Source organism: Lysobacter arseniciresistens ZS79, assembly GCF_000768335.1.
In the GTDB taxonomy this organism is placed as follows: Bacteria; Pseudomonadota; Gammaproteobacteria; order Xanthomonadales; family Xanthomonadaceae; genus Novilysobacter; species Novilysobacter arseniciresistens.
In genome coordinates this window covers 66394-89214 of record NZ_AVPT01000011.1, presented here as the reverse complement: position 1 = coordinate 89214, position 22821 = coordinate 66394, and the positions used below count along the sequence as shown (strand labels likewise).

Here is a 22821-nt window from a genome sequence, read left to right as displayed (position 1 = left end):
TACAACCGTCCGTGATTTCGGGGTAGAACCCAACGGCCGCGTGGTGGACGAAAAGCGCCACACGCTGTCCGGATCGCACAGGTACCAAGTGTCCGTTTCCTGGTTGTGGATCGGGTAGTACGCCTCGGGGCGCTCCTTGGCATTGTGTGATTTGATCAACATCTGGCTACCCCACGGGCCACGCGGGTCGTTGTCAGGGTTCGCGTACTTGCTTTCGTCGCGGGCGTTGCCCAGAAACTCGAACTCTGAATTGCCGTATACAAGGACATGCTCATGGTCGGCGCTGAAGCCGCCCTTGGCATCCATAGATCCTTGACGAGTGCGCCAGACCAGGCTGCCAATCCGCCGGCCCGGAAACACCTCATCCATCAACAACTCCAGCCGAGCACGGTTCTCGTCGTTGATCGACACTAGGATCACGCCATCGGGCGTCAGCAGCTCGCGCGCCAGCCGCAGGCGCTGGTACAGGAATTCCAGCCACTGCGAGTGCCGCCAGCGGTCGTTGGCGCCGACGTAGCGGTCGTTGTAGACCCAATCCTTGTTACCGGTGTTGTACGGCGGGTCGATGTAGATCACCCGCACGCGGCCGGCGTGGGTGGACTTGAGCAGGCGCAGGGCATCGAAGTTGTCGCCCTCGATGATCAGGTTGCGGTGCGGCGCGTCGGCGGCCATGGTGTCCGGCCGGTGGCTCCACTCGGGCATGTGCCGCGGCAGAACCACGTCAGCATTGAGTGCGTCATCGCGCGCGATGGCGTCGCTTTCCCAGTACAGGCCGAGCTTGCGCTTGGTCAGGTGCTCCACCAACAACCGACGCAGCTCGGGCGCACCCAGCTCCTCCAGGCGGGCCAACAAGGTGGTGGCGGACGCAGGTGTACTCATGGGCAGATCAAGTCCAGCTTCGGGTAGTAGGTACGGTAGCGCCTTGCATCGCGGGTCAGCAGGGCCATCCCGTCGATAGCGGCGTGGGCGCCGATGAAGAAGTCGGGTAGCGGTGAAGAGCGGCTGCCCTTGGCTCGCCGGTACTGCAGAAATGCCTTGCCGGCGAGGAAAGCGGCATCCCACGGCAGGTCGAGGCGCACAAAGGCTTCCGGCGCCAGCACCTCGTCGAGCTGCTCAATGCGCTCGAATCCGACGGAAACCTCGGCATAGATGATCGGGTTGATACACAGCTGGCCATCACCGGCGCAGGCGTCCAGCTGCGCCGCCGACCAGGCAGCCCAGACAGGGTCGTCGGTCAACACGTCCAGCAGGACGTTGGCATCCACCAGAACGCGGCTCATTTGCCGCGTGTCAGCTGCATGATCTCGTCGGTGCTCATTCGCACGGTGGCCCGCCCGCGCAGTCGTTCGGCCAGCGACCGGGCGCCCCGGCGTGGCGGATGCGCGATGGTCGCCGCCGCCTCACGCAGGACGGCGTCTCGGACAAACGCGGATACCGGAACACCCCGCAATGCGGCAGCGCGGGCGATGCGGTCCTTGTCGGCAGGGTTCAGCCGAAGGTCGAGACGGGCGGCAGTATTGGTAGTCATGGCACTCTCCTTGTACGGAACAGTACCGTACAAGTGACACCTGCGCCAGTTGAGGATGTCAAAAGCCCGGCAGCAGCTCGGCGCAATCCGCGCCGCAGTGCCAATAACGCATGCCGTGGTCGCGCTTCCAGGTAGCGCTGCCGTCGGGATAGATGACGAAGCCCCACCTGGCTCCATCCGCTTCGATCAGCCCGTCCACGAAGCAGACCGACGCCTCCCCCGGAATAAGCTGCGCGCGCTCCTCGGCTCGTGCGAAGAACTCTGTCGCGGCGGCCTCATCGAGGCTCCAGCCCTCGCATTGCGCGGTTGACTCTTTCAACCCCTCAAGCGCATCGGGCGTGGACGCCAGAGCCACGAGGACGGTTGGTTGCCCCGACTCACGGGCAGCGAGTTCCCGACGGATGATCGGGCGATACGGGCTTTCGGTCGTGCCGCTTCTGCTCTTCCCTGAGACATAGCCGATGCGTCGAAGATGCAGCGTCCCAGCCGCACCCTCCACGACCGGGGCTTTTACGTCGGATGAGGTGTAGTAGCCAATGGCAATCACAGGCCAGCGATAGAGGGGCGCCAATCCGAAGTCGAGCTGCCCCGGGGATAGTTGGCCCGAGTCCAACACGACATGAGGCGGGTCGCCGCTCTCGGTCCTGGACATCAGGTAGGTGCCATTGATGCGCTGCAGATAGGCCCCGGATACCTCGACCGCATATCCATCCTTCTGAGCCAAGGATGCGACGTCCTCCAACTTGTGGACACATGCCAACTGCTTGGTCAGCGAAGTGGCGAAGCACGCGGCGTCAGCTTTCGGCTCTTCGCGAGCGACACCTTCGGCAGCTGCACAACCACCCAGCGCCAAGGTCGCGATCAGGCCACAGATGATTCTCACAAGCTTTCCTCCGCGGCACCCAGGCGCACGTACTCTGCGTCGGGCGACAGGTCGTACCGCGCCTTCTTCTGGAGCTCGACATAGCGTTGGTAGTTCCAGCCGATGAGGTGGCCTGGCTCGGCGATGTAGGCGTTCCATTGTCCACCGTACGCCACAACCAGGTCGCCCGACTGGATGTCCGACCCCTTCAATTTCCCGCCGATGTTGTGGATGCCTTCCGGGAATTCGTCGTGCTGGAATGCGCGATCGCGGCCAACGAAGCCGTAGCGCTCCGGATGGGTATGGATGTAGCCCGTCATCTCGCCACCGCGGCGTGGGCCAAGTTCGGGTAGCCCGTCGCAGCTCCCTTCAGAGCCGGTGCTGTAAGCGCTGCCCAACAGGTATTTCCCGTCCTTGCGCGTGATGACCGCGCCCACCTCGACGCCATGCTCTGGCGCATTCGCCACCGGAAGCACTACCTCAGCCCATGCCTTTGCTGCAGCTTCCTCGGTCGCATACGGGCGGTACGCACCTGCCGCTTCGAGGGCGTCATTGGACGCCCGCACCACATCCCGCGCCTTCGCTGCGTCCACGACGTGGTCGCCGCCATCGCCTGCGTGGACGTGGGATGGATGCTGCGCTTCACCCGGCGCGGCATTGGCCGCCGCTCCATGGATGCCAGCCGCTGAAGCGGCGGTAGCAACCGGGGACGCACTCGCACTGGCGGCGGATGCCAGAAATACCCGCACCTGCTCCACCGCCATGACCGTGCATCCACACGCGAGCTTGCTGCCATGCAGCGCAACCGGCTGCCCATCAATGATGGTTGTCGGGTCGCCATCAACGATGGGAAACGTGCCTTGGTGCTTCAGGCAGGTCGCCTGATCGGTCACTCGCGCGACCGGTTTGCCGTCGATATCGGTGAACGGGCTGCCGGTCACCACCTGCCCGCCGCTGGAGGTACGGTCCCCCAGTACGATCCACATCCTTGTCATGTCCTGCTCCGTGTTGCGCGGAAACAGTGTAGCGAGATCCCGCTATCGCCTCAGGCTACTGGCGCGACGATTGCTGCTGAAGGCCGTCAAGACGGTCCACCAAGTCCTCGGCGCGCAAGTGGGTGTAGCGCTTGAGCATCTGCATGGACTTGTGCCCGCTGATTGAGGACACCTCTTGGTCGCTAAAGCCCGCCTCCACCAGCCGACTGACGGCTTCATGGCGCAGATCGTGAAAGTGGAGGTCGGCCGAGCCGAGCTTCAGCTTGATTTCGTTCCACGCCTTGGTGAAGGCGTAGGGCTTGCGGACACCGTCCCGGCCTGGCTCGCCGAAGAAGACCAGATCGCAGTCGTCGGGACGCACCGGGTTTGCGAGGGCTTCCCGAAACACTCCCGTGACATGCTGGTTCAGCGGAACAGTGCGGGCATTGCTGTTCTTCGTAACTGACAGCCGCACCACGCGACGATTCAGGTCGACCTGGTGCAGCCGCAGGCTCGTGAGCTCGCCTGATCGCATGGCCGTTGCCAAGGCGACCTCGAAGATCCACAGCAGCATGGGGTTCGAGCTGGCCGCCAACGCCGCCCGCAACCGGTTTTCCTCGTTCGGCCGCAACCGACGGTTCCTGCCCTCCCCCGGTGATGGTTTGCGGATGCTGGAGACCGGGTTGTGCAGCAGGCCCAACCGCCACTCGCGGATGGCGGTGTTGAACAAGTGGCTCAACAGGGCCAACTCCAGCCGCACGGTGTTGGGACTGAGTGGCGTCGACGTGCCGGCGACCCGATGCACGCGTTGACTGGGGGTAGTAAGTCGCTCATCGCGATAGCGCGCCACCAGGTCCGGCCCGATGGCGGCCAGCGAGTACGGACCAAAGAACTCACGTAGTGGCTCGGCACGCGGCCTCTCTGAGCGCTGCGTGCTGGGCTTCTTGGTGGGCAGGACCTCGGACAGGTACCGGTCGAGCGCGTCGCCGAAGGTCATGCGCTCCGAACGTGAGCGGTCGATGTACACGCCGCGGACCATTTCGTCCTCGGCTCGACGCGCCCAGTCTTCGGCATCGCGCTTGGTACGAAAGCTCTTAGAGGCAGTCGGCCATCCGCGCTTTCGGATGACTGCCTTCCAGGTCTTGGAAGGCGTCTTGATGATGGTCGCCAAGGGGCACTCCGTTGCGGTGGTGTACCGAAACTGTACCTGTGGCGATTCGCACAACGCGAGACAGACAGCTAACCCATTGATTGGGTTGGTGGGTCGTGATGGATTCGAACCATCGACCAGCGGATTAAAAGTCCGATGCTCTACCGACTGAGCTAACGACCCGTTGCCACCCGGCCTTGCACCGGGGGCGGCAATTCTAGCGCATGTAACGGGTCGGGTCGGCGATTCCGGCGGCGGCGAAGCCTTCGGCGCGCAGGCGGCAGGCGTCGCAGTGGCCGCAGGCGCGGCCGTCGGCGTCGGCCTGGTAGCACGACACGGTGTCGGCGAAGTCGACGCCCAGCCGCACGCCCTCGCGGGCGATGTCGGCCTTGCTCATGTGTTGCAGCGGTGCGTGCACGCGGATGCCGGCGCCCTCCACTCCGGCCCTGGTCGCCAGGTTGGCCAGCCGCTCGAACGCCTCGATGAATTCCGGCCGGCAGTCCGGGTAGCCGGAGTAGTCGACCGCGTTGACCCCGCAGAAGATGTCGGCCGCGCCCAGCACCTCGGCCCAGCCCAGCGCGACCGACAGCATGATGGTGTTGCGCGCCGGCACGTAGGTCACCGGGATCTCTTCGGCGGCCGGCACGTGGTCGAGCGGCACGTCGATCTCGTCGGTCAGCGCCGAGCCGCCGATGCTGCGCAGGTCGACGTTGACCGTCTTGTGCGCGACCGCGCCGAGCGCGCGGGCCACGCGGTCGGCGGCGTCCAGCTCGGAAGTGTGGCGCTGGCCGTAGCGCACGCTCAGCGCGTGCACGGCGAAGCCCTGCTCACGGGCGATGGCGAGGACGACGGCGGAGTCCATGCCCCCGGAAACGAGGACGACGGCGTTTTTCATTGGCGGGGGTCCATCAGGCAGCTGGAACGGATTGTAGGAGTGGCGCGAGTCGCGAACGAGTTGACGGCGGACACTGGCTGGACCGTGGCGGCCTTGCGGGCACGGCTTCGGAAGGACCCCGGCAGGCACATGCCACGGTTCCGCATACGGCTGCACGGTCGCGACTTACGCCGTTGCTACCGGATCGGCGCGGCGCCGGGTCCGGCCGCCGGGTGGCCGTCGAACCCGCTCAGCGGCCCGGCTCGTCGTCCCACAGGATCTTGTGCAGTTGCAGCTGGAAGCGCACCGGCAGTCGGTCGGCGACGATCCAGTCGGCCAGCTCGCGCGGACGCACCTGGCTGAAGCTCGGCGAGAACAGCACCTCGCAGCGCTCCACCAGCCGGTGCTCGGCAACCATCGCCTTCGCCCAGTCGTAGTCCTCGCGCGAGCAGATGACGAACTTGACCTGGTCGTGCGCCGTCAGCAGCGCGATGTTGCTCCACAGATTGCGCTCGACCTCGGCCGAGCCCGGCGTCTTGATGTCGAGCACGCGCGAGACCCGCGGGTCGACCTCGGCGATGTCCATCGCGCCCGAGGTCTCCAGCGAGACCTCGTAGCCGGCGTCGCACAGCCGCTGCAGCAGGCCGATGCAGCGCTTCTGCGCGAGCGGTTCGCCGCCGGTGACACAGACGTGGCGGACGCCGTGGCCGGCGACCTCGGCGAGGATGCCGTCGTAGTCCCACCACTGGCCGCCGTGGAAGGCGTAGGCGGTGTCGCAGTACTGGCAGCGCAGCGGGCAGCCGGTCAGCCGCACGAACACGGTCGGCCAGCCGATGCTGCGCGACTCGCCCTGCAGCGACAGGAAGATCTCGGTGAGCCGCAGCCGGTCGGGCGACGTAGCGGCCGACTCTGGGGTAACGGCGTTCATCCGGGCATTTTACCCGCTTGCCGGCGGCAGGCGGCGGCCAGTCCGGCGGAAAGGATCAGCGCAGGCGGCCGAGCTGGATCGCGCCGAGGCGGTCGCTGGCGACGCGCGCGGCGTCGGTGCCGGGGTAGCGCCGCGCGACTTCGGCGAGCGTGCTCTCGGCGTCGTCGAGCCGGTCCAGCCCCTGCTGCGACAGGCCGACCTTGAGCAGCGCGCCGGGCGCCTTGTCGTGGGTCGGGTAACGCTGCATGAGCGACTCGAACTGCTCCAGCGCCAGCTTGTAGTTCTGCGTCACGTAATAGCTTTCGCCCAGCCAGTACAGCGCGTTGGGCGCGTAGGCGCCACCCGGGAAGCGGCCGAGGAAGGCGTGGAACAACCGTGCCGACTCGGCGTATTCGCCACGCTTGAGCGCATCGAATGCAAGGTCGTAGGCCTCGCGCTCGCCCTCGAGCTGGTCGAGCGAACCCGGATCGCCGTGCACCACCGGGGTGGCGTCGGCCGAAGCCGTCGGGGCGGCTGCGGGTGCGTCGACCGCCGGTGCGGGCGCGGCATCGATCGCGCCCTGCGCGGCCGGGTCGGACCCGGCGGAACCACCGCCCAGGCGGTTGATCCGTCCGTCGAGGTCCAGATACTGCGCACGCGAGGTGGACTTGAGCTGCTCCTGCTCGTGGCCCAGCTGCTCGACCTGCGAGCGCAGCGCGACCACCTCTTCCTTGAGCAGGTTGACCTGGCGCAGCAGGTCGACCGAAACCTGGTTGTTGCCGGCCTGCTGCTCCAGCCGGGTGACCCGCTCGGCCAGGCTCATGCGCTGGGCCGAGGCGGGTGCGGCGGCCACGAGGGCCGCCGCAACCAGCGATGTCGCAATGAGCTTTTGGAAGATATTGCGCATCAGGCAGTGCCTTTCTTACTTCGCGGTGTAGATGATCTCGACGCGACGGTTGCGGGCCCAGCACTCCTCGTTGGAGGCGGTGCAGGTCGGGCGCTCTTCGCCGTAGCTGTTGGTGACGATCTGCGCGCCCGAGCCGCCGTTGGCCTGGATCGCGGAGGACACCGCCAGGCCGCGGCGCTCGCCCAGGCCCATGTTGTACTCGCGGCTGCCGCGCTCGTCGGCGTGGCCTTCAAGGGTCATGCGCGAGGACGGACGGTCACGCAGGTACTTGGCGTGGCAGCCGACCAGCGCCTGGAACTCCGGACGCAGCACGTCCTGGTCCAGGTCGAAGTACACCACGCGCTGGCGCAGGCATGCGTCGGTGTCCAGGTCCTCCGGGGTGTACACGCCCGAATCGGCCGGGACCTGGGTGGTCGGGGTCGGGGTGGTGTCGACCGGCGGTGCTTCTTCCTTGACCTTCTTGGAACAGGCAACGACTGCGGTGCAGAGCAGAGCGGCCATCAAAACGCGCGTGGTGCTGTTCATCATCGGTTCCTCGTCTTGGCTATTGCGGTGAAGCGGTTGGTGGAAAGCGGGAAAGACGCCGCCTGATCAGGACGGCGCCTACGGTGTGCGGAACGGCCCCCACGCCGGCTCGCGGACATCGCCGCCGGAAAGGACCAGCCGCTGGCGCACGCGGCCGTCGGCGGATACCGCGTACAGCACCCCCCGGCCGCCTTCACGCGCAGCATAGATGATCATCGCGCCATTCGGGGCAAAGCTCGGGGACTCGTCCAGCGACCCCGGCGACAGCGTGCTCCAGCGGGCCGAGCCGAGGCTGCGGTCCATCATCGCGATGCGGTAGGTATTGCCGGCGCCCTGCGCGGTGGCGATCTTCTGGCCGTCGGCCGAGACACTGGCGCTGGCGTTGTAGTTGCCCTGGAAGGTGACCCGGCTGGCGCTGCCGCCACCGGCGGGCGCCTGGTAGATCTGCGGCTGGCCACCGCGGTCGGAGGTGAAGTAGACCGTGCCGCCGTCGGCGCTCCAGGTCGGCTCGGTGTCGATGCCGAAGTGGTTGGTGATCTGGGTCAGCGCCTTGCTGGCCAGGTTCATCACGTAGATCTCGGGGTTGCCGCTGCGCGACAGCGTCATCGCCATGCGGCTGCCGTCGGGCGAGAACGCCGGGGCGCTGTTGATGCCGCGGAACCTGGCGACCAGCTGGCGGCTGCCGGTGCCGATGTCCTGGATGTAGATCGACGAGCTGCCGCCCTCGAAGCTGACGTACGCCAGCCGGTTGCCGTCGGGGCTCCACGAGGGCGACAGCAGCGGCTCGGACGAGGTGACGACGGTCTGCGGGTTGTAGCCGTCGGAGTCGGCCACCACCAGCGCGTAGTTGGCGCCCCGGCCCACGCCGGTGGCGGTGACGTAGGCGATCCGGGTGAAGAACGCGCCCCTGACGCCGAGGATCTTCTCGTAGATCGCGTCGGCGATCTGGTGGGCGACGTCGCGCATCGCATTGCTGCGCGCGGTCAGCGCGAAGCCGAGCAAACGCTGCTGGGTGGCGACGTCGAACAGCTCGTACTCGACCCGGTAGGCACCGCTGCCGCCGTCGACCACGCGGCCGACGACCAGGTAGTCCTGGTTGAGCGCGCGCCAGGTCGGGTAGTTGACCTCGCTGCCGCGGGTCGGGCGTTCGACGAGGTCGGACTCGGGCAGGCTGCGGAACTGGCCGGAGCGGTTGAGGTCGGCGGCGATCACCGCGGCGACGTCGGTCTCCGGCGCGGTCGCGCCGCCCTGGTACGGCATCGGCACCACCGCGATCGGCAGCGCCGCGGCGTTGCCGCCGACGATGTCGAGTTCCAGCCCCTGCTGCTGGGCGCTGGCCGCGAACGGCAGCAGCAGCGCCAGCACCGCGGCGAAGACGGCGGCGGGCATGGCAGCGGCGGGCATGGCAGCGGAGGTCTTGAAGCGGAACAACCGGCGGGGGGAGCACCAGCGGGGGAGTTTGTTCATCAGCAGGTCCTGACAGCGAAGCTGAAGTCTTAACAGCATGCGTGTGAACGCTTTCTCAAAGCTGAATACGCGGATGGGCGGCCGTTGCGGTGGCCTCAGCGGTCCTGGGCGACGAAGTTGAGCGTCAATGTGCGTGCAAACACCTTCTCGAAACCGGCGTACGGCAGCGGCTGCGCCTTGAGCACCGCCGCCTCGATCGAGCGGCGGCCCATCTCATCGTAGGCACACGGGGATGACACCTCGGCGCTCATGACCTCGCCGCCGGGCAGTTGCCGGATCACCAGGGTGCAGCGGGCGCCGAGCGGCACGGTTTCCGGGCGCGTCCACTTGGCCAGGATCGCCTCGGTCAGGGCAGCGGCGTAGCGCGCCTGCAGGCCGGTGTCGGTGCCGCCGTTGCCGGCCGGGGCACTCGCGCCCGCGCTGCTGGCGGCGCTTTCGGCCTCGCGCGCGGCGCGGGCGTCGGCGATCTGCTTGAGCTTCTGCGCGGCCAGCTCCGCCTCGCGGTTGGCGGCCGCGCGCTTGCGCCGGATCTCGGCGAGCTTCTCCTCGCGCTCCTTCGCCTCGGCGGCCAGCCGGCGCTTGCGCTCGGCCTCCTCCTGGCGCTTCTTCTCGGTCAGGTCGACCTGGGCCTGGCGGCGCTTCTCCTCCTGCAGCTTCTGCTCGTCGGAGGGCGTCGGCGTCGGCGTGTCGACCACTTCGTCCTGGTCGGTGGTGTCGGGGACGGGGATGAAGTCCTGGGCCTGCTGTTGCGGCGGCGTCGGCGCGTCCTCGGGGACCGGCTCGGGGATCGGCTGCGGCAACGGTGCGGCGTCGTCCTCGACCGGTTCGGGCAGCGGCTCGGGCACGGGTTCGGCGACCGGCTCGGGGCGCTCGCTCAACACCTCGCGCATCGACTCCGACAGCGCGTCGGCGTCGACCAGGGTCGCCTCCACCGGTGACCCGGCGGCACTGGACGGCTGCGCGCTGCGCGTCCACCACAAGCCGGCGAACATCAGCGCGAACAGCAGCACGTGCAGCCCGATCGCGAGCAGCAGCGCGTCGCGGGTATCGGCGCGGGTTTCCCTCACTGCTGGACGGCCTCCAGCGTCGAGCTCATCAGGCTCACCCGCGCGACATCGGCCTTCTTGAGGCGCGCCATCGCCTGCACGACCGCCTCGTACCGCGCATCGGCATCGCCGGCGACGTACACGGGCACACCCGGGTTGTTACGGGAGAACGCACCGACCTTGGCTTCGAGCTGGTCGAGGGTGAGCGCCTCCTGCGGCGCACCCTGCACGGTCAGGAAATAGTTGCCGTCCTTGTCGACGATGACCACCACCGGGTCCTGGTCCTTGCTGGTGATCGACTTGGCGTCGGAGCGCGGGAGCTCCACTTCGACGCCGAGGTTCATCAGCGGCGCGGTCACCATGAAGATGATCAGCAGCACCAGCATCACGTCGATGTAGGGGACGACGTTGATCTCCGCCTTCAGGCGGCGCTTGCGGACGCGGCGGCCGTTGGAGGTCATGGCCATGGCTCAGGCGGTCTCGGTCAGGCCGGCCTGGCGCTCGAGGATCGAGGAGAACTCCTCGGAGAACGCGTCGTAGCGCACCGCGATGCGCTCGACCTTGGTCGCGTAGCGGTTGTAGGCCCACACCGCCGGGATCGCGGCGAACAGGCCCATCGCGGTCGCGATCAGCGCCTCGGAGATGCCCGGCGCGACGGTGGCGATGGTCGCCTCCTGCACGTTGGCCAGGCCCTGGAACGAGATCATGATGCCCCAGACGGTGCCGAACAGGCCGACGTAGGGGCTGATCGAACCGACGTTGGCGAGGAACTCGAGGTTGTGCTCGAGCCCGTCGAGCTCGCGCGCGGTGGCGACCCGCATGCCGCGCTGCGCGCCTTCCAGCTGCATGCGGCTGTCGGCGACGCGCCGCTGGCGCGAGAACTCGCGGAAGCCGGCCTCGAAGATCGACTCCATGCCGCCGACGTCGCGGTTGCGCTGGCTGGCGCCGGCATAGAGCTTGGTCAGGTCGGTGCCGGACCAGAAACGCTCCTCGAACGCTTCGGCCTCGCGCTCGGCGCGGTCGAGCACCTTCTTCTTGCGGAAGATGATCACCCACGAGGCGATCGACGCGAACAGCAGCAGCAGCATGACCAGTTGCACCGGCAGGCTGGCGTGCAGGATCAGCTGCAGCAGGTCGAGGCTGTTGTCGCCGGTGATCGCTTCAGCCGGCAGCACCGTGGCGGCGCTTGCCGCACTGGCGGCCTCCTCGGGCAACGGTTCGACGGTGGCGGCCTGCATCGCGCTCAGCAGTGGGGTCATTCGTGGTCTCCGGTGCCCGTTGCCGCGGGCGTTGTGTCTGTTGTGGTGAACGTTCGGTGGGTGGTCCGGGGTCAGCCGGTCGCCGCGGGCTGTTCGAGCGCCTTCAGCTCGTCCAGCAGCGGCTGCGGGATCGGCCGCGGCCGGAACCCGCCGGCGTCGAGCGCCGCGACCCGCACGCTGGCGGTCAGCAGCAGCTCGCCGTCCCGGCGGATGTCCTGCGCGAACACCGCGCTCGCGCGCCGGCACTCCCGCAGCGACACGCCGACCTGCAGCGCGTCGTCGAGCCGTGCCGGCTTGAGGAAGTCGACCTGCATCGCGCGCACCGCGAACACCAGGTCGTGCTCCAGCCGCAGCAGCTCCTGTCCGTAGCCCTCGGCGCGCATCCACTCGGTGCGGGCGCGCTCCAGGAACGCCAGGTACTGCGCGTGGTAGACCACCCCACCGGCGTCGGTATCCTCCCAGTAGACCCGTGTCGGCCAGCTGAACGCGAGCCCACTATTCATCGGCGGCTCCTTCGAACAGGCCGGCGCCGGTGCCGGGGCGCGGCTTGAGGCCGAGGTGGCGGTAGGCCTTGTGGGTCGCCATGCGCCCGCGCGCGCTGCGCACGAGGTAGCCCTGCTGGATCAGGTACGGCTCGATCACGTCCTCCAGCGTGCCGCGCTCCTCGCTCAGCGCCGCGGCCAGCGACTCGACCCCGACCGGGCCACCGTCGAAGTTGTCGATGATCATCCGCAGCATGCGGCGGTCGAGCTCGTCGAAGCCTTCCGGATCGACTTTCAGCATCGCCATCGCGGCATCGGCGGTGGTGCGGTCGATGCGGCCGCCGGCACGGACCTGGGCGTAGTCGCGCACGCGCCGCAGCAGCCGGTTGGCGATGCGCGGGGTGCCGCGCGAGCGCCGCGCGATCTCGCCGGCACCGTCGGCCTCGCAGTCGATGCCGAGGATCTGCGCGGAGCGGCGGACGATCCGGGTCAGCTCCTCGGCGCTGTAGAACTCCAGCCGCTGGACGATGCCGAAGCGGTCGCGCAGCGGCGCGGTCAGCAGGCCGGCGCGGGTGGTCGCGCCGATCAGGGTGAACGGCGGCAGGTCGAGCTTGATCGAGCGCGCGGCCGGGCCTTCGCCGATCATGATGTCGATCTGGTAGTCCTCCATCGCCGGGTAGAGCACCTCCTCGACGACGGGCGACAGGCGGTGGATCTCGTCGACGAACAGCACGTCGTGCGGCTGCAGGTTGGTCAGCAGCGCGGCGAGGTCACCGGCCTTCTCGATCACCGGGCCGGAAGTCACCCGCAGGTTGACGCCGAGCTCGTTGGCAATGACGTGGCTGAGGGTGGTCTTGCCCAGCCCGGGCGGGCCGAAGATCAGCACGTGGTCGAGCGCCTCGCCACGACCCTTGGCCGCCTCGATGTAGATCTTCATCTGCTCGCGGACCGGCTGCTGGCCGAGGTATTCGTCCAGCCGCCTGGGCCGGATCGACGCCTCGACCGCGTCGTCCTCGCGGGTCGCCCCGGCGTCGATGATGCGCTCGTCGTTCATCCGGCTATCGTCGCATGCGGGCGACCGGAAAATGCGGGGCGCGGCCGCGGATCGGGCGTTCCGGGCGGAACCGCCGCGTCAGATCTCGACCTGCGCCCCCAGCTCCACCAGCCGGTTGCCCGGGATCCGGAAGAACCCGGTCGCCGGCGCGGCGTTGCGGTGCATCAGCGCGAACAGGCGGTCGCGCCAGACCGGCATGCCGCGGCGGGCGATCGCCACCACCGTCTCGCGGCTGGCGAAGTACGTGGTATCCATCGGGTCGAAGTGGATGCCGCCGGCATCGCACGAGCGCATCAGCGCCAGCGGCACGTCCGGCGTCTCCATGAAGCCGAACCGCACCAGCACGCGGTAGAAGTCGTCGCCGATGCCGGCGATCTGCAGCCGCTTCTCCTTCGGCGCGTACGGCACCGCCAGCGTCTCCACCGTCAGGAACACGTTGCGCTCGTGCAGCACCTTGTTGTGCTTGAGGTTGTGCATCAGCGCGTGCGGCACCAGGTTCGGGTCGGACGCGAGGAACACCGCCGTGCCGGGCACGCGCACCGGCGGCGCCAGCATCAACCCCGGCAGGAAGCTGTCGAGCTGGATGCCGCCCTTCTGCATTTCCTCGCGCAGCAGCTCGCGGCCGCGGCGCCAGGTCCGCAGCAGGGTGAACAGGACGATGCCGACCGCCAGCGGGAACCATCCGCCCTGCAGGATCTTGGCGCCGTTGGCGATCACGAACGCGATGTCGCCGACCAGGAACACCAGGCACAGCGGCAGCACCCACCAGCGCCAGTTGGGCCACAGCGCGCGCGCCACCAGCGCCAGCAGCAGGGTGTCGATCAGCATCGTGCCGGATACCGAGATGCCGTAGGCCGTTGCGAGGTTGGACGAGCTGCCGAAGCTCACCACCAGCAGGATCACCACCACCGCCATCGCCCAGTTGACCCCCGGGATGTAGATCTGGCCGATGGTGTCGCGCGAGGTGTGCTTGATGCTCATGCGCGGGATGTAGCCCAGCTGCATCGCCTGCCGGGTCACCGAGAACGCGCCGGTGATGACCGCCTGCGAGGCGATCACCGTCGCCGCGGTGGCCAGCACCACCATCGGCATCCGCGCCCATTCGGGCACACCGATGTAGAACGGGTTGCGGATCGCGGTCGGATCCTCCAGCACCAGCGCGCCCTGGCCGAGGTAGTTGAGCATCAGCGCCGGCAGCACGAACCAGTACCACGCGTAGCGGATCGGCCGCGCGCCGAAGTGGCCCATGTCGGTGTAGATCGCCTCGCCGCCGGTCACCGCCAGCACCACCGCGCCGAGGATGAAGACCCCATGCCAGGAATGGGTGGCGAAGAAGTTGACCGCCCACCACGGGTTGATCGCGTACAGCACCTCCGGCTCGTGCAGGATGTTGGCCACCCCCAGCACCGCCAGCACGACGAACCACAGCCCGGTGATCGGCCCGAACACCTTGCCGACCTTCTCGGTGCCGAAGCGCTGGGTCGCGAACAGCGCCAGCAGCACCAGCACCGTCATCGGCACTACCCAGCGGTCCAGCTCGGGCGCCACCACCTCCAGGCCTTCCAGCGCCGACAGCACCGAGATCGCCGGGGTGATCACGCCGTCGCCGAAAAACAGCGCCGCGCCGAACACGCCGAGGATGCCGACCCCGTAGGCCGAGCGCGAACCCTTCGGGAGCGTGCGCTGGGCCAGCGCCATCAGCGCCATGATGCCGCCCTCGCCCTCGTTGTCGGCGCGCATGATGATGGTCACGTACTTCAGCGTGACCACCAGCATCAGCGCCCAGAACACCAGCGACAGGATGCCCAGCACCGTGTCGTGGTTGGCGACGAGGTCGTAATGGCTGCTGAAGGCTTCCTTCAGCGTATACAGCGGGCTGGTGCCGATATCGCCGAAGACGACGCCGATCGCGCCGACGACGAGGCCGGCGAGGCCGACGGAACCGTGGCCGGTGCCAGGCCTGCCGGTGCTGGTGGAATGGGTGGACATGGGCTCGATTCGGTTCCCGGGTGGGCGGCCGCGGGGGCCAGCCACCAGTTCAACGGCTCAGCGGAGCGCGGACTGTAGCGCCTTGCGGATGATGGATGCGGCGTCGTCGCCGGCGGCGGTGGCCTCGCGCGCCATCCGCGCGGCCTCGGCGGGCTTGTAACCCAGTTGCTGCAGGGCGATGACGGCCTCGCTCTGCGGGTCGTGCGGCACTCCACGCGCGCCCGTCGCACCGCCGGCGCCGGCGAGGTCGGCGGCCCGGTCGCGCAGCTCGACGACGATGCGCTCTGCGGTCTTCTTGCCGATGCCGGGGATGCGGGTCAATGCGGTGACGTCGCTGGCCTGCACCAGCCGTGCGAACTCGTCGACGCTGACGCCCGACAGCACCGCCAGCGCGATCTTCGCGCCGATGCCCGACACCTTCTGCACGTCGCGGAACAGCCGCCGCTCGGATTCACGCAGGAAGCCGTACAGCGAGACGCTGTCCTCCTTCTGCGCGTAGTGGGTGAACAGCGACACCTCGCGGCCCAGGTCGGGCAGGTCGTAGAAGGTGCTCATCGGCGCCTCCAGCTCGTAGCCGACGCCGTTGACGTCGACCACCAGCCACGGCGGCTGCTTGTGCACGACGATGCCCTTCAGACGACCGATCATGTGCCGCGCCTCCTCAACTGGTTGATCGCCACGCCGGTGCGCATCACCGTCGCGCTCATGTGGGCGTGGGTCAAGGCGACCGCCAGCGCATCGGCGGCGTCGGCCTGCAGTTTCGTGCCATCGGCCAGGTTGAGCAGCAGCCGGACCATGTGCTGCACCTGGGTCTTGTCGGCGGCGCCGCGGCCGACCAGCGACTGCTTGATCACCCGCGGCGCGTACTCGCTGACGCCCAGTTTGCGACGCACCACCGTCGCCAGCGCGGCGCCGCGCGCGTGGCCGAGCTTGAGCGCGGAGGTCGCGGACTTGTCCATGAACACCGTCTCGATCGCGACCTGCTGCGGCTGCCATTCGTCCAGCACCCGCTCCAGCCCTTCGCACAGCAGGCCCAGCCGTGACGGAAAGTCGGCCGCGTCGAGCAGCTTCAGTGCCTCGCAGTGGACGAACGTGCAGCGGCCGTCGGCGGCGACGTCGATCACGCCGATGCCGGTCCGCTGCGAACCGGGGTCGATGCCGAGAATCCGGACCACGTCGTTACGCGCCGTCAGGCGCCGTCGGCCCCGTGGTCGACGTTGGCGTACACGCTCTGGACGTCGTCCAGGTCCTCCAGCCAGTCGAGCAGCTTGCGGACCTGCTCGGCGGTCTCGCCCTCGACCTTGATGTCGTTGTCGGCGCGGTAGGTGACCTCGGCGTGGCCGGGCTCGTGTCCGGCGGCGACCATCGCGTCGCGCACCGCCTCGAAGTCCTCCGGCGACACCAGCACGTCGATCGCGCCGTCCTCGGGGTACACCACGATGTCGTCGGCACCGGCCTCGATCGCGGCACCGGTGATGGTGTCCTCGTCGACACCCGGCGCGTAGCTGAGCACGCCGACGCGGTTGAACATGAAGGCGACCGAGCCATCGGTGCCGAGGTTGCCGCCGAACTTGCCGAACGCATGGCGGACGTCGGCGACGGTGCGGACCTTGTTGTCGGTCAGGCAGTCGACGATCACGGCGACGCCGCCGGGCGCGTAGCCCTCGTAGCGGATCTCCTCGTACTCGATGCCTTCCAGCTCGCCGGTGGCCTTCTTGACCGCGCGCTCGATCACGTCCTTGGTCATGTTGGCCGCCAGGCCCTTGTCGATCGCGACGCGCAGCCGCGGATTGCCGCCGGGGTCGCCGCCTCCGGCGCGCGCGGCGACGGAAATCTCGCGGATGATCTTGGTGAAGATCTTGCCGCGCTTGGCATCGCTGGCGTTCTTGCGGGCCTCGATTGACGGTCCCCTACCCATGTGTATTTCCGGCTGCTGGACTTGAGAGGGGCGGGATTCTACGCCGAATGGGCGGCGACGGCCGGCGATGGCCCGCGACGGCGTCAGGCCGGCGGCGCGAACCGGCCGTGGTGGAGGAAATGCAACGCCTGGCGGGACGCTTCCTTCGACACCAGCAGGCCGCTGTGGCTGGTCGGCAGCACGACGTGGTCGGCCAGGCCGTCCAGCCGGGTCTCGGCGACCGCGACGGTGCCGTCGTTGGGGTCGCTGAAACCGCCGAAGAAGCGGCCGAAGCCCATCGGCAGGTTGCCGGCGATCATTCCCAGCTCGCCCGGCCCGGTCCAGGGGCGGCAGCCGCGCCGCAGCAGCCGGGCGCTGCGGCCCAGCGAGGCGGCGCCGAACGGCCGCCGTGCCATCCCGACCGCCGCCGCGCTGCCGCACAACGGCGAGCCGAGGCAGACGATGCGCCCCACCGGCAGCTCCGGATGCGCCTGCAGCGTGCGCACCGCAAGCAGGCCGCCGAGGCTGTGGGCGAGGACGTCGGCCGGCTCCTGCAGGCGCGCGAGCAGCCCGGGCATCGCCGCGGCCGGACCGCCGGTGACGGTGCCGTAGCCGAACAGCTGCGGGACGAAGCCGGCCCGTCGCAGCCGCCGCGCGTGCCAGGCCATCGATGCCCGCGGCATCCACAGGCCGTGCAGCAACACGACCCGGCGCGCCATCAGTCGGCGGCCTCGCGGCGCAGGATGAATTCGTGGTCGCGCACCCGCCCGACCGGGAACTCGTAGTCGCCGACGTGGACGAAGCCGTGGCGCGCATAGAACCGCTGCGCCCCGAGGTTCTGTGACCACACCCCGATCCACAGCGTGCGCGGACCCTCGCGCTCGAGCCAGTCGATGGCCTCGGCGAACAGCCGACCGCCGTGGCCGCCGTTCTGGTGCGCGGCCAGCACGTAGAGGCGTTTCAGTTCGCCATCGCCGGGCTGCACGTCCGCGTGCGGCAGGCCGCAGGGGCCGGCGGCGGCGTGGCCGATCGCCTCGCCGCCGAGTTCCAGCAGCCAGACCGCGTAGTCCGGGTGGGCGAGGATGGTGCGCTGGCGTTCGACCGCGTAGCTGTCGGCAAGGAACGCCTGCAGGTCCCCGGCCGGGTACAGGTGGCCGAAGGTGTCGGTGAACGTGCGCGCCGCCAGCCGCGACAGCAGTGGCGCGTCGTCGACGGTGGCGCGGCGGATCCGCACGCGGTCGTCCGTCGCGCGGTCGTCCGTCGCGTCTGCGCCGGTCACGCCGTCCACCCCGCTGGCCGTCCGTCAGCCCGCGCCGGTCCCGGCCGCCGGCTTGGGCCGCACCGCGATGTGCACCTCGGCCAGCTGCGCGTCGGCGATCGGCGACGGCGCGTCGGTCATCAGGCACTGCGCGCCGGTGGTCTTGGGGAACGCGATGACGTCGCGGATCGACTCGGTGCCGGCCATCAGCGCGGCGATGCGGTCGATGCCGAACGCGATGCCGCCATGCGGCGGCGCGCCGTACTTGAGGGCGTCGAGCAGGAAGCCGAACTTGGCCTGCTGCTCCCCGGCGCCGATGCCGAGCAGGTCGAACACCGTCGCCTGCATCTGCGGGCGGTGGATACGGATCGAACCGCCGCCGATCTCGTTGCCGTTGAGCACCATGTCGTAGCCGCGGCTGACCGCGGTCTTCGCATTGGCACGCAGGTCGTCGATGCTGTCGACCGCCGGCGCGGTGAACGGGTGATGCAGGGCCACGTAACGGTTGGCCTCGTCGTCCCACTCGAACATGGGGAAATCGGTGACCCACAGCGGCTTCCAGCCCTCCTGCACCAGTCCGAGGTCCTTGCCGAGCTTCAGGCGCAGCGCGCCCATGAAGTCGCTGGCGAGCCTGTACGTGGCCGCGCCGAAGAAGATCGCATCGCCCGACTGCGCGCCGGTGGCTTCGAGGATCGCCGCGAGGGTGGCGTCGTCGAGGAACTTGGCGATCGGCGAGCTGACGCCCTCGCGACCCTTGCCCGCATCCTCGACCTTCATCCACGCCACGCCCTTGGCGCCGTACTTGGCCGCGTGCGCGCCGAGCTCGTCGATCTGCTTGCGCGACAGCGACGCCGCACCGGGCGCCCGCAGCGCGACGACGCGGCCGTCCTCGTGGTTGGCCCAGTCGGTGAAGACCTTGAACTCGCAGCTCTTGACCAGTTCGGCGACGTCGGTGAATTCCATCGCGATGCGCAGGTCCGGCTTGTCGGAGCCGTAGCGTCGCATCGCCTCCGCATACGTCATGCGCGGGAACTCGCCGAGCTCGACGTCGATCACCTCGAGGAACACCTCGCGGACCATCCGCTCGACCGCGTCCTGCACGTCGCGCTCCTCGACCCAGGCGAACTCCATGTCGAGCTGGGTGAACTCCAGCTGGCGGTCGGCGCGCAGGGCCTCGTCGCGGAAGCAGCGGGCGATCTGGTAGTAGCGGTCGAAGCCCGCCATCATCAGGATCTGCTTGAACAGCTGCGGGCTCTGCGGCAGCGCGTAGAACTCGCCCGGGTGCATGCGCGCCGGCACCAGGAAGTCGCGCGCGCCCTCGGGCGTGGCCTTGGTCAGGATCGGCGTCTCGATGTCCTGGAAGCCGCGTGCGTCCAGCCAGCGCCGCAGTGCCGCGACCAGCCGGGTGCGGACCCGCATCCGGCGCTGCATCTCCGGCGTGCGCAGGTCGAGGTAGCGGTACTTGAGGCGGATGTCCTCGCCCGGGTTCTCGTGGGCGTGGAACGGCAGCGGCTCGGCCTTGTTGAGCACCTCGATGGACGTGGCGACCACCTCGACCTGGCCGGTGCGGATCCTGTTGTTGACCGACTCGCGTTTGCGCACCGTGCCGGTGACGCGCAGGCAGTCCTCGTAACCGACCTGGGCGGCGGTGGCGATGACCGCGGCGTTGCCCTCGGCCTGCGAGGGTTCGGCGACCACCTGGACGATGCCCTCGTGGTCGCGCAGGTCGATGAAACACAGGCCGCCGAGGTCGCGGGCGACGTCGGCCCAGCCGCACAGGGTGACGGCCTGGCCGATCAGCGACTCGTCGATCAGGCCGCAGAAATGGGTACGCATGGGGGAGCTCCGGGACTCGCGTTCGCGCGGCGCCGACGCGCCGTGAAGCCGGTTAGTTTAACGGGCTTCGGCCGGAGCGACGTTCAGGACGCGGGCTTGCTGTCGGTCTTCGGCGCCGGCTTGCTCTCGGCCGGCCTGGGGTCCGGCTTCGACTCCGCCTTGTCCGCGCCCGGCTTGGCCCCGCCATCGCCGGCGAGGTTGCGCTTCCGGTCGCCTTCCTTCTTGAAGTCGGTCTCGTACCAGCCGCCGCCGGCGAGGCGGAACTGCGGGGCGGTCAGCTGGCGGCGGACCTGCGGCTGGCCACACTCGGGGCAGTCGGTCGGGTCGGCGTCGGACAGCTTCTGCAGGCGGTCGAAACTGTGGCCGCAGGCGGCGCACTCGAAGGCGTAGATCGGCATCGGGCTTCACGGAAGCAACAGCGGTGCGCGGATTGTGGGGGCCGCGCGCCACGAATCAAGCCCGAAGCGCCAACCGCCGCACGACCCGTCGCGGTTGATCCGTTCATCATGGCCCGGCAGGCAGGGTCGTCCGCCTGCGCCACGGAGCCCGCGATGATCGCCGCCGTCCGCCCCCTCGCCGCGCTGCTTGCCGGCGCCGCCCTGCTGCTGATGGGCAGCGGGCTGCTGGGCAGCCTGCTGGGCGTGCGCGGGCAGCTGGAAGGCTTCGACGCGCGCACCTTCGGGCTGGTGATGTCGAGCTACTTCATCGGCTTCCTGATCGGCACCTACGTGGCGCCGAACCTGATCCAGCGGATCGGCCACATCCGTGCGTTCGCGTTCTACGCCGCGCTGGCCGCCTCGGCCGTGCTGCTGCACGCGGTGGTGCTGACGCCGCTGGCGTGGGGCCTGTTGCGGCTGGTCACCGGCATCGCGCTGGTCGGGCTGTACACGGTGATCGAAAGCTGGCTCAACGCGGCCGCCGCGCCCGACCGGCGCAGCCAGGTGTTCGCGGTGTACATGGCGGTCAACCTCGGCGCGCTGGCGGTCGGGCAGCAGCTGTTCGGCCATTCGGACCCGGCCTCGTTCGTGCCGTTCACCGTGGTCGCGATCCTGATCTGCTGCGCGGCGCTGCCGGTCACCGCCAGCCGCATGACCCAGCCGCAGCTGCCGCACGTGCCGCGGCTGGCGCTGGCATCGATCTACCGCGCGGCGCCGGCGGCGGCGACCGGCGCGCTGCTGTCGGGCACGGCGATGGGCGGGTTCTGGGCACTCGGGCCGGTCTACGCGACGCGGCTCGGACTGCAGGTGGACGCGGTGGCACACCTGATGAGCGCGGCGATCATCGGCGGCGCGCTGCTGCAACTGCCGATCGGCCGGTTGTCGGACCGCGCCGACCGCCGCAGCGCGATGATCCTGGTGAGCGCGCTGGCTGCGGCACTGGCCACCGCGCTGGTGTTGGTCGGCGACGTGCAGGCCGGCGGCGGCTATCACTGGCAGCTGTACGGGCTGTTCTTCGCCTATGGCGGGCTGGTGTTCTCGGTCTACCCGATCTGCGTCGCCCACCTGCTCGACCACCTGCCGCGCGAGGACATGCTGTCGGGCTGCAGCAGCCTGCTGCTGCTCAACGGCGTCGGATCGGCGATCGGGCCGGCGATCGCGGGCGTGGCGATGGACCGGCTCGGGCCGCAGGCGCTGCCGGGGTTCTTCGCCACCGCGTTCGGGCTGCTGGCGCTGGTGGCGGCGACGCGGATGCTGGTCCGCCGGCGCGACCGCGACCACCCCGGCCACTTCCATCCGATGCTGCGGACCACGCCATCGGCGCTGGAGCTGCTGCCCGAAACCGACTCCGACGCAGGCGCCCCGTCGGCGCGACCCGCCACGGACTGACACCGCCGGCACGCGTTCACCCCTCCTCACCGGCCGCTTTGCTGCAATGCCGCCATGGACGAACCGCGCATCTACCGCATCGACGCCTTCACCACCGAGCCCGGGCGCGGCAACCCGGCCGGGGTGGTCACCCATGCCGACGGCCTCGACGACGCCCGCATGCAGGCGATCGCGCACGAACTGGGGTTCTCCGAGACCGCGTTCGTGCTGCGCGCCAGCGGCGACGACCACGACCTGCGGCTGCGCTTCTTCACCCCGACCACCGAGGTGCCGGTCTGCGGCCACGCCACCGTCGGCGCGCACTACGCGCTGGCGCTGGAGAGCGGGCGCACCGGCCGCACCCGGCAGCTGACCGGCGCCGGCGTGCAATGGATCGAGGTGACGCCGCAACTGGGCGACTTCGTGGTGCGGGTCGAACAGGGCGCGCCGGTGTTCCACGCGCCACTCGCCCCCGAACTGGTGCGCGAGGTCATGTCCGCGCTCGGCATCGCCCCCGGCGACCTCGATTTCCGCTGCCCGCTGCAGTTCGTCGGCACCGGCCACGGCAAGCTGCTGGTCGGGCTGGACCGGCGCGCGCGGCTGGTCGAGCTGCAGCCCGACCTCGCCCACCTCTCGCGGCTGAGCCCGGTGGTGGGCAGCAACGGCTACTACGTGTTCACCCTCGATACCGAGGCCGACGACGACGCGCTGTGCCACGGCCGCATGTTCGCGCCGGCGATCGGCATCGACGAGGACCCGGTGACCGGCAATGCCAGCGGTCCGCTGGGCGCGTACCTGGTGCGCCACGGCCTGCTGCGCGCCGGCAACGGGCCGGTGCGGTTCCGCGTGCGCCAGCAGGCGGCAACCGGCCGCGGCGGCTTCGTCGACGTGGAAGTGCGGGTGCGCGGCGGCGACCCGGTCGACGTGGCGATCATCGGCCACGCCGTGCTCGGCTCGCACGTCACCCAGTTGCTGCCCGACCGCGCCTGACCGGCGGCCCG

At 69.3% G+C, this 22821-nt stretch carries 26 protein-coding genes and 1 tRNA gene; 2 read left to right on the top strand and 25 right to left on the bottom strand.

The window, feature by feature from the left end; genetic code table 11:
- The 25 genes from N799_RS07770 to N799_RS07650 form a co-directional block, all read right to left on the bottom strand.
- The coding region (locus tag N799_RS07770; RefSeq protein ID WP_160279959.1) for a site-specific DNA-methyltransferase at positions 1–879 on the bottom strand (879 nt) is incomplete at its 3' end.
- Complete coding sequence (locus N799_RS07765; protein ID WP_036210378.1) at positions 876–1280, bottom strand: type II toxin-antitoxin system VapC family toxin; 405 nt, start codon at positions 1278–1280, stop codon at positions 876–878. The genes N799_RS07770 and N799_RS07765, both read right to left, overlap by 4 nt.
- Positions 1277–1528, bottom strand: a complete 252-nt coding sequence (locus N799_RS14695) for a type II toxin-antitoxin system TacA family antitoxin (protein WP_081974811.1) — start codon at positions 1526–1528, stop codon at positions 1277–1279. Before N799_RS14695 ends, N799_RS07765 begins: the two co-directional genes overlap by 4 nt.
- Positions 1529–1586: 58 nt before the next feature.
- Positions 1587–2411, bottom strand: coding sequence for a hypothetical protein (locus N799_RS07760; RefSeq protein WP_152597853.1), 825 nt, complete (start codon positions 2409–2411; stop codon positions 1587–1589).
- Positions 2408–3376: a PAAR domain-containing protein gene (locus tag N799_RS14690; protein WP_152597852.1), complete on the bottom strand. Its 969-nt coding sequence runs from the start codon at positions 3374–3376 to the stop codon at positions 2408–2410. Before N799_RS14690 ends, N799_RS07760 begins: the two co-directional genes overlap by 4 nt.
- Before the next feature lie 64 nt (positions 3377–3440).
- Positions 3441–4535 carry a tyrosine-type recombinase/integrase gene (locus N799_RS07745; protein WP_036210408.1) on the bottom strand — a complete coding sequence of 365 codons (1095 nt, stop codon included), beginning with the start codon at positions 4533–4535 and terminating at the stop codon, positions 3441–3443.
- An 86-nt stretch (positions 4536–4621) separates the two neighbouring features.
- Positions 4622–4697: transfer RNA gene (locus N799_RS07740), tRNA-Lys, on the bottom strand.
- Positions 4698–4731: 34 nt separating this feature from the next.
- On the bottom strand, positions 4732–5409 hold the full coding sequence (gene queC, locus N799_RS07735) for a 7-cyano-7-deazaguanine synthase QueC (RefSeq protein WP_036210365.1): 678 nt from the start codon (positions 5407–5409) through the stop codon (positions 4732–4734).
- A 229-nt stretch (positions 5410–5638) separates the two neighbouring features.
- Entirely contained in the window at positions 5639–6316 is a 678-nt protein-coding gene (gene queE, locus N799_RS07730) for a 7-carboxy-7-deazaguanine synthase QueE (RefSeq protein ID WP_036210362.1), read from the bottom strand.
- 55 nt (positions 6317–6371) lie between these two features.
- Complete coding sequence (ybgF, locus tag N799_RS07725; protein WP_036210359.1) at positions 6372–7202, bottom strand: tol-pal system protein YbgF; 831 nt, start codon at positions 7200–7202, stop codon at positions 6372–6374.
- Between the two features lie 15 nt (positions 7203–7217).
- On the bottom strand, positions 7218–7727 hold the full coding sequence (gene pal / locus N799_RS07720; protein ID WP_036210406.1) for a peptidoglycan-associated lipoprotein Pal: 510 nt from the start codon (positions 7725–7727) through the stop codon (positions 7218–7220).
- A gap of 78 nt (positions 7728–7805) precedes the next feature.
- A complete protein-coding gene (gene tolB / locus N799_RS07715; protein WP_036210356.1) occupies positions 7806–9116 on the bottom strand; it encodes a Tol-Pal system beta propeller repeat protein TolB in 1311 nt (436 codons plus the stop codon).
- 173 nt (positions 9117–9289) lie between these two features.
- Positions 9290–10261: a cell envelope integrity protein TolA gene (gene tolA, locus N799_RS07710; RefSeq protein ID WP_036210355.1), complete on the bottom strand. Its 972-nt coding sequence runs from the start codon at positions 10259–10261 to the stop codon at positions 9290–9292.
- Entirely contained in the window at positions 10258–10701 is a 444-nt protein-coding gene (gene tolR / locus N799_RS07705; protein WP_036210352.1) for a protein TolR, read from the bottom strand. The genes tolA and tolR overlap by 4 nt, the downstream gene beginning before the upstream one ends.
- A gap of 9 nt (positions 10702–10710) precedes the next feature.
- Complete coding sequence (tolQ, locus tag N799_RS07700; RefSeq protein ID WP_036210350.1) at positions 10711–11499, bottom strand: protein TolQ; 789 nt, start codon at positions 11497–11499, stop codon at positions 10711–10713.
- A gap of 71 nt (positions 11500–11570) precedes the next feature.
- The gene (gene ybgC, locus N799_RS07695; protein ID WP_036210347.1) at positions 11571–12002 is read right to left on the bottom strand and encodes a tol-pal system-associated acyl-CoA thioesterase; all 432 of its coding nucleotides are present in this window, start codon (positions 12000–12002) and stop codon (positions 11571–11573) included.
- Entirely contained in the window at positions 11995–13035 is a 1041-nt protein-coding gene (ruvB, locus tag N799_RS07690) for a Holliday junction branch migration DNA helicase RuvB (RefSeq protein ID WP_036210344.1), read from the bottom strand. Before ruvB ends, ybgC begins: the two co-directional genes overlap by 8 nt.
- 78 nt (positions 13036–13113) lie before the next feature.
- On the bottom strand, positions 13114–15024 hold the full coding sequence (locus N799_RS07685) for a potassium transporter Kup (protein WP_036210341.1): 1911 nt from the start codon (positions 15022–15024) through the stop codon (positions 13114–13116).
- 57 nt (positions 15025–15081) lie between these two features.
- Positions 15082–15672 (bottom strand): Holliday junction branch migration protein RuvA, encoded by a 591-nt coding sequence (gene ruvA, locus N799_RS07680; protein WP_036210338.1) that lies wholly within the window; start codon positions 15670–15672, stop codon positions 15082–15084.
- The gene (gene ruvC, locus N799_RS07675; protein WP_036210336.1) at positions 15669–16199 is read right to left on the bottom strand and encodes a crossover junction endodeoxyribonuclease RuvC; all 531 of its coding nucleotides are present in this window, start codon (positions 16197–16199) and stop codon (positions 15669–15671) included. Before ruvC ends, ruvA begins: the two co-directional genes overlap by 4 nt.
- Positions 16200–16213: 14 nt before the next feature.
- Complete coding sequence (locus N799_RS07670) at positions 16214–16942, bottom strand: YebC/PmpR family DNA-binding transcriptional regulator (protein WP_036210333.1); 729 nt, start codon at positions 16940–16942, stop codon at positions 16214–16216.
- Between the two features lie 83 nt (positions 16943–17025).
- Positions 17026–17640, bottom strand: a complete 615-nt coding sequence (locus N799_RS07665; RefSeq protein ID WP_036210330.1) for an esterase/lipase family protein — start codon at positions 17638–17640, stop codon at positions 17026–17028.
- The gene (locus tag N799_RS07660) at positions 17640–18155 is read right to left on the bottom strand and encodes a GNAT family N-acetyltransferase (RefSeq protein WP_036210404.1); all 516 of its coding nucleotides are present in this window, start codon (positions 18153–18155) and stop codon (positions 17640–17642) included. The genes N799_RS07665 and N799_RS07660 overlap by 1 nt, the downstream gene beginning before the upstream one ends.
- Positions 18156–18224: 69 nt before the next feature.
- Entirely contained in the window at positions 18225–20015 is a 1791-nt protein-coding gene (gene aspS / locus N799_RS07655) for an aspartate--tRNA ligase (protein ID WP_036210327.1), read from the bottom strand.
- Positions 20016–20098: 83 nt separating this feature from the next.
- Complete coding sequence (locus N799_RS07650; protein ID WP_036210324.1) at positions 20099–20413, bottom strand: FmdB family zinc ribbon protein; 315 nt, start codon at positions 20411–20413, stop codon at positions 20099–20101.
- A 153-nt stretch (positions 20414–20566) separates the two neighbouring features.
- Here N799_RS07650 and N799_RS07645 point away from each other — a divergent pair, with 153 nt between their 5' ends.
- On the top strand, positions 20567–21841 hold the full coding sequence (locus tag N799_RS07645) for an MFS transporter (protein ID WP_052101350.1): 1275 nt from the start codon (positions 20567–20569) through the stop codon (positions 21839–21841).
- A gap of 54 nt (positions 21842–21895) precedes the next feature.
- Positions 21896–22810, top strand: a complete 915-nt coding sequence (locus tag N799_RS07640) for a PhzF family phenazine biosynthesis isomerase (RefSeq protein WP_036210323.1) — start codon at positions 21896–21898, stop codon at positions 22808–22810.
- The last annotated feature ends 11 nt before the right edge of the window (positions 22811–22821 follow it).

Coding starts and splice junctions, on each gene's coding strand:
- N799_RS07765 (WP_036210378.1), bottom strand. CDS start 1,280: ATGAGCCGCGTTCTGGTGGATGCCAACGTCCTGCTGGACGTGTTGACC.
- N799_RS14695 (WP_081974811.1), bottom strand. CDS start 1,528: ATGACTACCAATACTGCCGCCCGTCTCGACCTTCGGCTGAACCCTGCC.
- N799_RS14690 (WP_152597852.1), bottom strand. CDS start 3,376: ATGTGGATCGTACTGGGGGACCGTACCTCCAGCGGCGGGCAGGTGGTG.
- queC (WP_036210365.1), bottom strand. CDS start 5,409: ATGAAAAACGCCGTCGTCCTCGTTTCCGGGGGCATGGACTCCGCCGTC.
- queE (WP_036210362.1), bottom strand. CDS start 6,316: ATGAACGCCGTTACCCCAGAGTCGGCCGCTACGTCGCCCGACCGGCTG.
- ybgF (WP_036210359.1), bottom strand. CDS start 7,202: ATGCGCAATATCTTCCAAAAGCTCATTGCGACATCGCTGGTTGCGGCG.
- pal (WP_036210406.1), bottom strand. CDS start 7,727: ATGAACAGCACCACGCGCGTTTTGATGGCCGCTCTGCTCTGCACCGCA.
- tolB (WP_036210356.1), bottom strand. CDS start 9,116: ATGCCCGCCGCCGTCTTCGCCGCGGTGCTGGCGCTGCTGCTGCCGTTC.
- tolR (WP_036210352.1), bottom strand. CDS start 10,701: ATGACCTCCAACGGCCGCCGCGTCCGCAAGCGCCGCCTGAAGGCGGAG.
- tolQ (WP_036210350.1), bottom strand. CDS start 11,499: ATGACCCCACTGCTGAGCGCGATGCAGGCCGCCACCGTCGAACCGTTG.
- ybgC (WP_036210347.1), bottom strand. CDS start 12,002: ATGAATAGTGGGCTCGCGTTCAGCTGGCCGACACGGGTCTACTGGGAG.
- ruvB (WP_036210344.1), bottom strand. CDS start 13,035: ATGAACGACGAGCGCATCATCGACGCCGGGGCGACCCGCGAGGACGAC.
- N799_RS07685 (WP_036210341.1), bottom strand. CDS start 15,024: ATGTCCACCCATTCCACCAGCACCGGCAGGCCTGGCACCGGCCACGGT.
- ruvA (WP_036210338.1), bottom strand. CDS start 15,672: ATGATCGGTCGTCTGAAGGGCATCGTCGTGCACAAGCAGCCGCCGTGG.
- N799_RS07670 (WP_036210333.1), bottom strand. CDS start 16,942: ATGGGTAGGGGACCGTCAATCGAGGCCCGCAAGAACGCCAGCGATGCC.
- N799_RS07665 (WP_036210330.1), bottom strand. CDS start 17,640: ATGGCGCGCCGGGTCGTGTTGCTGCACGGCCTGTGGATGCCGCGGGCA.
- aspS (WP_036210327.1), bottom strand. CDS start 20,015: ATGCGTACCCATTTCTGCGGCCTGATCGACGAGTCGCTGATCGGCCAG.
- N799_RS07650 (WP_036210324.1), bottom strand. CDS start 20,413: ATGCCGATCTACGCCTTCGAGTGCGCCGCCTGCGGCCACAGTTTCGAC.
- N799_RS07645 (WP_052101350.1), top strand. CDS start 20,567: ATGATCGCCGCCGTCCGCCCCCTCGCCGCGCTGCTTGCCGGCGCCGCC.
- N799_RS07640 (WP_036210323.1), top strand. CDS start 21,896: ATGGACGAACCGCGCATCTACCGCATCGACGCCTTCACCACCGAGCCC.